Source organism: Rhizobacter sp. P1_G5 (genome assembly GCF_056405435.1).
The window spans coordinates 1-5,310 of sequence record NZ_JBFUCB010000437.1 but is presented as its reverse complement, the minus strand read 5'-3'; the positions used below and the strand labels follow the sequence as shown (position 1 = coordinate 5,310).

Genomic DNA, 5,310 nt, shown 5'->3' with positions numbered 1-5,310 from the left:
ATGACTGACAACATTCGCCTTCCGGATGAGTTGGGCCGCGCACTGGGCGAGCACCGGAAAACACTCGGCCTGAGCAAATCCGCGCTGGCCGAGAAGGCAGGAAAAGTCCGCGAAGTCATCTACCGGCTTGAGGCCGGCGAAGACACCACCGTGTCGTCCTTGATGGCCGTGCTGGGTGCGCTGGGCCTCGCACTGCGGCTGGAGCGGGTGGGGCTGCCCACCGCGGATGAAGTCTCACGCCGCTTCCAGGACGACGACGATGCTCCCTGAAAAGATCCGCGCACTCGAAGTCGACATCGGCGGCGCGCCCCATGCGGGGCAACTGCTCAAGGCATCCGCCTATGAGTTCCGCTATCTCGCGCCCGACCCGGAGCAAGCGTCGGTGGCCCTGCTCATGCCGCCGAAGCAGAAACTGACCTGGCAAGACAGCGACCTGTTCGCACCCATGGACCAGAACCTGCCCGAGGGCGACCTGTTCATGCGCATCCGCGAGCTGTTTCCCAAGCAGCCGATGACGCCCATGCACCTGCTGGCGCTGGCCGGCCGCAACGGCATCGGCCGCCTGGGCTACCACCTGCCCGGCGCCCCCGCAGTGGCCGCGCCTCGCGTCATCAGCAAGGCAGAACTGCTCAGCACCCCGTACACGCCCGAGGTGTTCGGCGAGCTCGTGGCAGCCTACCTGAGCACCGGCGCCGGCATCGCAGGCATGCAGCCCAAGATCATGGTGCCCGCGCGGCCCACCGTGCCGGTGCCCTCGCTCATCGTCAAGGCGGCCGGTCCGGGGTATCCGGGTCTCGCGGCCAACGAGTTCCTCTGCCTCTCCACGGCCCGGCGCGCTGGCATTCAGGTGCCCGAGTTCTCGCTCTCCGACGATGGGCAGATGCTGATACTCGATCGATTCGACATCGTCGCGCACGACGACGGCCGCATCGAGCGCCTGGGCTTCGAGGACATCGCCGCGCTCGCAGGGCTGCGCGTGCGCGACGTGTTGTCCGACCGCAAGTACCAGGGCAGCTACCAGCGCGTGGCCGAGCTGCTTCGCCAGATGCAATTGCACAGCGACAACCTGCATCGCTTCTTCGAGCAGGTGGCYTTGTGCGTCATGGTGCGCAACGGCGACGCCCACCTGAAGAACTTCGGCGTGCTCTACCGCAGCGAGACCCAGGCGTGGCTGGCTCCGCTGTTCGACGTGGTGACGACGTCCATCTACCGCTACACGCGGTACGCAGGTGGCCCCGAGCTGGAAGACAGAACACTCGCGCTCAAGCTCTTCGCCGGCAAGCACGGCAGCAAGGCCTATCCCACCGTCGAAGAGCTGCACGATTTCGGGCGGCGCGTCTGCGGCGTCAGCCAACCCGCCCAGGTGCTCGAGCGCATCGCGCAGGCCATGCGGCAGACGCTGCAGGATGCGCGGCAAGATGCGCGCGTGCCCGCATCACTTCTGCAGGCGATGGAGCCGGCCTGGGAGACGGGCCTGCAGTACGCGGCCTAGGGTCATCGTCTGGCCCTGTACCCAAGCGACTGCCCGTGGCGCCATTGGAGCCGCGGCCGGCCGCCACCGGCCGGGCCTCTGCGTCGCCCTCGTCGATCGACCGCGGGCTGTGGAAATCCCTGCGGCAGTCGCTGCTGTCGGACATCCACCGCCCCGCGCAAGCCTGTGGCACCGAGGCGGTGACCTTGCGTGCCATGGCGAAAGGCGCCAGGCATGGCTCGCGATGTGCCTCTTCGGGGCGCTGATGACGATCGCGTACGACCGCGGCGTGGCTTCGCTCGTCTTGCTCGGCCCCAGGGGACCGTCATCACCGCGGACCTGCTGCGCTTCTTGCGCACCGACCCGGAGGGGAACCTGCCCGACGGCCCGTCGAAGCCATGGATCTCGGCGCCCGGGAACCCGCTGCCCGACATCCAGCTGCTCACGGTCGGGTCGCCACTGCGCCAGCTGAACGCCTTCTGCAGCGGCGACTACGTCGGCCGCTGGCTGTGGGCCGATCACCTGCAGGACGCGACGGGCGAGGTGGGCGAACCGATGGACGGCACCGTGGCGCAACCGCGGCTGGGGACGATGGTGCGGTCGTGCAGGGCGTTGTCCGGCGACAGCCGCACCTCGAGGACTGATGCCCGCTCAGCCCAGCTTCATCGCGTACTCCACCCGCGAAGCCATCTGCGGATCACTCGGCTTCTCGAAGCTGTTGCAGAAGGCCGCGGTGGCGCCGGCCACGTCGTTCGTGCCCTTCACCGCGTCGATCGCGCCCTTGTACTCGCCCTGCAGCTCCTGCTTCAGGTAGCCGTAATTGGCGGCCTGGCTCGACGGGTCGAGCTTGTTGGCCTTGGCGAAATCGATCAGGCCCTGCTTGCGCACCCCGCCCCACTGGGCGATGCCATAGCCGTTGCCGTTGTCGTCGGCCATGTTGCCGTTCGGCCCGCCGATGCCGCCGCCCTGCGTGATGCCGGAATTCATGCCGCCGCTCTCGTGCCACAGGTTGCCGACGATGCCAGCGGCCTGGGCGTCGTTGAGGCCGAAGTCCTTCTTCAGGTTGTCCTTCCACTGCTGCGCGACCTGCAGGCTCTCGCCCGGCTGCAGCGGCTGGGTCTGGGCCGCGCCGCTCAGCGGACCGGCATCGCCGCCGCCGGTGGCCGGCTGGGCCGCCGGCGCCTCGGTCACCGCGACGGGGCCTTGCTCGGGCTGCGGCATCGCCTGCGCGCCGGGGTTCGTGCCTTCCACCGGTGCGGCTGCCACGGCCTCGCCGCCGCCCCACCCTCCRCCACCGCCGCCACCCAGGCCCGAGACGCCGCCTCCACCCCCTCCTCCACCGCCTCCGTCCGACGAGGGACTCTGCTGGAAGGCCGCCATGAACTGCATCATCATGTACGCCAGCATCTCCAGCAGCTGCGGGTTCATCGTGGTGGCGTTCGGGTCCATCTCGCCGTCCTGGCCTTCGGCACCGCAGGCGCCTTCGACCGAGGGATCCTCGCTCGGCAGCTCGGTGCTCAATTGCACGTCGGCCGACTCATCGACCGGGTGGCAGCCACCGGCATGCGTGGCACCCGGGGACCCCATATGGCCCATCGAGCCGTAGTGACCCATGGGTCCGAAGTGGGACATCGGCGACATGACGCCTACGCTCATGGGGATCTCCTTCAGGCTGGCCAGCGGTGTTGTGGTGTCCGCCATGCTCGGCCCGTCACGTCCCTCACGAKGGCGGCCGGTGCGAAACGCCGTGCGGCAGTGCGAAGCCCCCTGCGGCAACTAGGCCCGAACGATCGGGAACGGCGGCTCGATCGGTCCGCTCTGGCCCACCTCGTTGAGCAAGGCCACGAGGACCTTCCAATCTGCGTCGGTCAGCATCCCGGAGAAAATCAATGGCCGCGGCGCACCGCCCGTCGGCTGGAGAAGGATGTAGGCCCATCCGATGGCGGGGTTGTTGGGCGTGCTGTTGAAGGTGCCGGACTCCTTGCTGTCGTTGCTCACCAGCGCATAGGTGCCCTGGATGCCTTCCTTGCCGGGATCGAAGGTCAAGGTCATCTGGCGCAGCACACCGTCTTCGTACCACTGGTAGGTGCCGCCGAGGCCGATCAAGGTCTCGATGTCATTCAGCGCGTGCCAGCCGGCCGGGCTGTCCTTGTACGTCGCCCCTTGACGCTCGTATTCGCGCTTCAAGAGCGCACTGCGTTCGGCGTGGAGACCAGCCGCTTCGAGCGCGGCGACGGTGGTATCGTGGGTCATGGCATCCTCCTTGTCGCCGGTTCACTCCGGGCATGTCTGGACACGATGACAGAAGCTGGAGAGATCGCCATCCTCAGATCTGAGGAGGTGGACCGATGGCAGCTGGTAGTCGCTCCGCCATCCTCGCGGCTGAATGGGGCAGATCTGCTTTGGGAACTCTCGGCCAGATCGAGTGCCTGGATAGCCCGCCTGGGCTGAGCTCAGCCCAGGCAGTCGCCGCTGCGCCGCGTGCGCGATGCGGGCGCCTGCCCCGGCAGCTCCGTCGCGTAGTGCAGGGACAGCAGCTGCCAGCCCTGCGAGCCCAACTGCCACTGGCTGCTGTTGACGCCGGTGAAAGCGGCAGGCCCTTCGGCGCTGTCGTAGCGGGTCTCGACCACGCTGTAGACCTGGGCGTGGGCACCATGGCGGCGCAGCTCGCGATGGACCTCGCATTCGAACACCGCCTTGGGCGTCGGCTCTTTCAGCGTGGCCAGGAACTCGGTGCCAGACCAGCTGCGCACGTCGAGGCTGGCATCGCGCAGGCGCTGGCCCCAGATCCGCGTTTGCGGATGCAGCAGCGGGCGCAGCAGCTCGGCGTCGGGCGCGCCGCCGGCCTTGCTGTTGAAGGTGCGCCACAGGTCGCCGATGCGCTGCTGCAGTTGGGCCTGGCTCTGGGCCTCGGCCCGCGAGCCCAGCTCGGCCAGCAGCGCCGGCCAGCTGATGCGGTAGAGCTGCGACAGACCCGCAGCATGCTGGCCCGGGCGGGTGGAGGCGAATATCAGCCACTGTCCATCGCTGCTGACCGAGGGCGTGAACTCGAAGCTCGGGCTGTTGACCGGTGCTGGCAGGCGTATCGCCGGGCCGAACCCGGCACCGACCCGCTCCGCCAGGAACAGGTCGCCGTCCTGCCTGGCCTGGGTCTCGCTGCGATCGCTCCACCACAGCACGTGGCGGCCGTCCGGCGACAGCGTGAAGTCGCTGTTGGACAATCCCACATTGATCGGTGCCTGAAGCGCGACCGGCACGCTGTACGTGCCATCGGCCCGACGCTCGCTCTGGTAGACAGCCAGCCGGCCCGGCCCGCCGGGGCGGTCGGAGCCGAAGTAGAGGCGCTCGCCATAGCGCTCCGGCCCGAGCTCGAAGCCGGGGCCCTGCACGGCCTCGGCCAGGCGCTGCGGTGCACTCCATTGGCCGTCCGTCCAGCGGGACTCATGGATGTCCAGCTGTCCCAGCGCCTTCTCGCCCTCGAGGGGGCGGTCGGAGACGAAGGTCAGCGTCTTGCCATCGCCGCTCAGGTGCGGGTCGGAGTCTCGCCAGCGCGGGTCGCTGAAAGGCAGCACCTGCGGGTCCGACCACTCGCCATTGACGCGGCGCTGCCAGAAGATCTGCGAACGCTTGAACCCGGCGGCCGAGCGTGCGAACACGCGCAGCTCGCGCTGCTCCTGCAGGTTGTAGCTTTGCAGGCTCGGGTCGGCGGGGCCCGCCTGGACAGGCTCGACGAGAAGTTCGGCGGCGTGGGCCGACGCGCTCAGCGCCAGCAGCAGGCTGGTCACAAGGAGACGGTGTTGCATGAGGCGTGGGGCGTGTTGGGAAGGGCCGTATTCAGG

At 68.6% G+C, this 5,310-nt stretch carries 5 protein-coding genes; 2 read left to right on the top strand and 3 right to left on the bottom strand.

Annotated elements, in window-relative coordinates:
- The coding region (locus AC1D12_RS23870) for a helix-turn-helix domain-containing protein (RefSeq protein ID WP_047511580.1) at positions 1-270 on the top strand (270 nt) is incomplete at its 5' end.
- Positions 176-1,492, top strand: coding sequence for a type II toxin-antitoxin system HipA family toxin (locus tag AC1D12_RS23865; RefSeq protein WP_477843293.1), 1,317 nt, complete (start codon positions 176-178; stop codon positions 1,490-1,492). The genes AC1D12_RS23870 and AC1D12_RS23865, both read left to right, overlap by 95 nt.
- 630 nt (positions 1,493-2,122) lie before the next feature.
- Here the strand turns inward: AC1D12_RS23865 and AC1D12_RS23860 are convergent.
- From AC1D12_RS23860 to AC1D12_RS23850, 3 genes are all read right to left on the bottom strand, one after another.
- The gene (locus AC1D12_RS23860; RefSeq protein WP_477843291.1) at positions 2,123-3,127 is read right to left on the bottom strand and encodes a phage tail tip lysozyme; all 1,005 of its coding nucleotides are present in this window, start codon (positions 3,125-3,127) and stop codon (positions 2,123-2,125) included.
- Between the two features lie 120 nt (positions 3,128-3,247).
- On the bottom strand, positions 3,248-3,724 hold the full coding sequence (locus AC1D12_RS23855) for a hypothetical protein (RefSeq protein WP_477843289.1): 477 nt from the start codon (positions 3,722-3,724) through the stop codon (positions 3,248-3,250).
- A 200-nt stretch (positions 3,725-3,924) separates the two neighbouring features.
- Positions 3,925-5,274 (bottom strand): TolB family protein, encoded by a 1,350-nt coding sequence (locus AC1D12_RS23850; RefSeq protein ID WP_477843287.1) that lies wholly within the window; start codon positions 5,272-5,274, stop codon positions 3,925-3,927.
- Positions 5,275-5,310: the final 36 nt, after the last annotated feature.

Bases quoted from the DNA above. Each gene is read 5' to 3' on its own strand.
- AC1D12_RS23855 (WP_477843289.1), bottom strand. From the start codon at position 3,724: ATGACCCACGATACCACCGTCGCCGCGCTCGAAGCGGCTGGTCTCCAC.
- AC1D12_RS23850 (WP_477843287.1), bottom strand. From the start codon at position 5,274: ATGCAACACCGTCTCCTTGTGACCAGCCTGCTGCTGGCGCTGAGCGCG.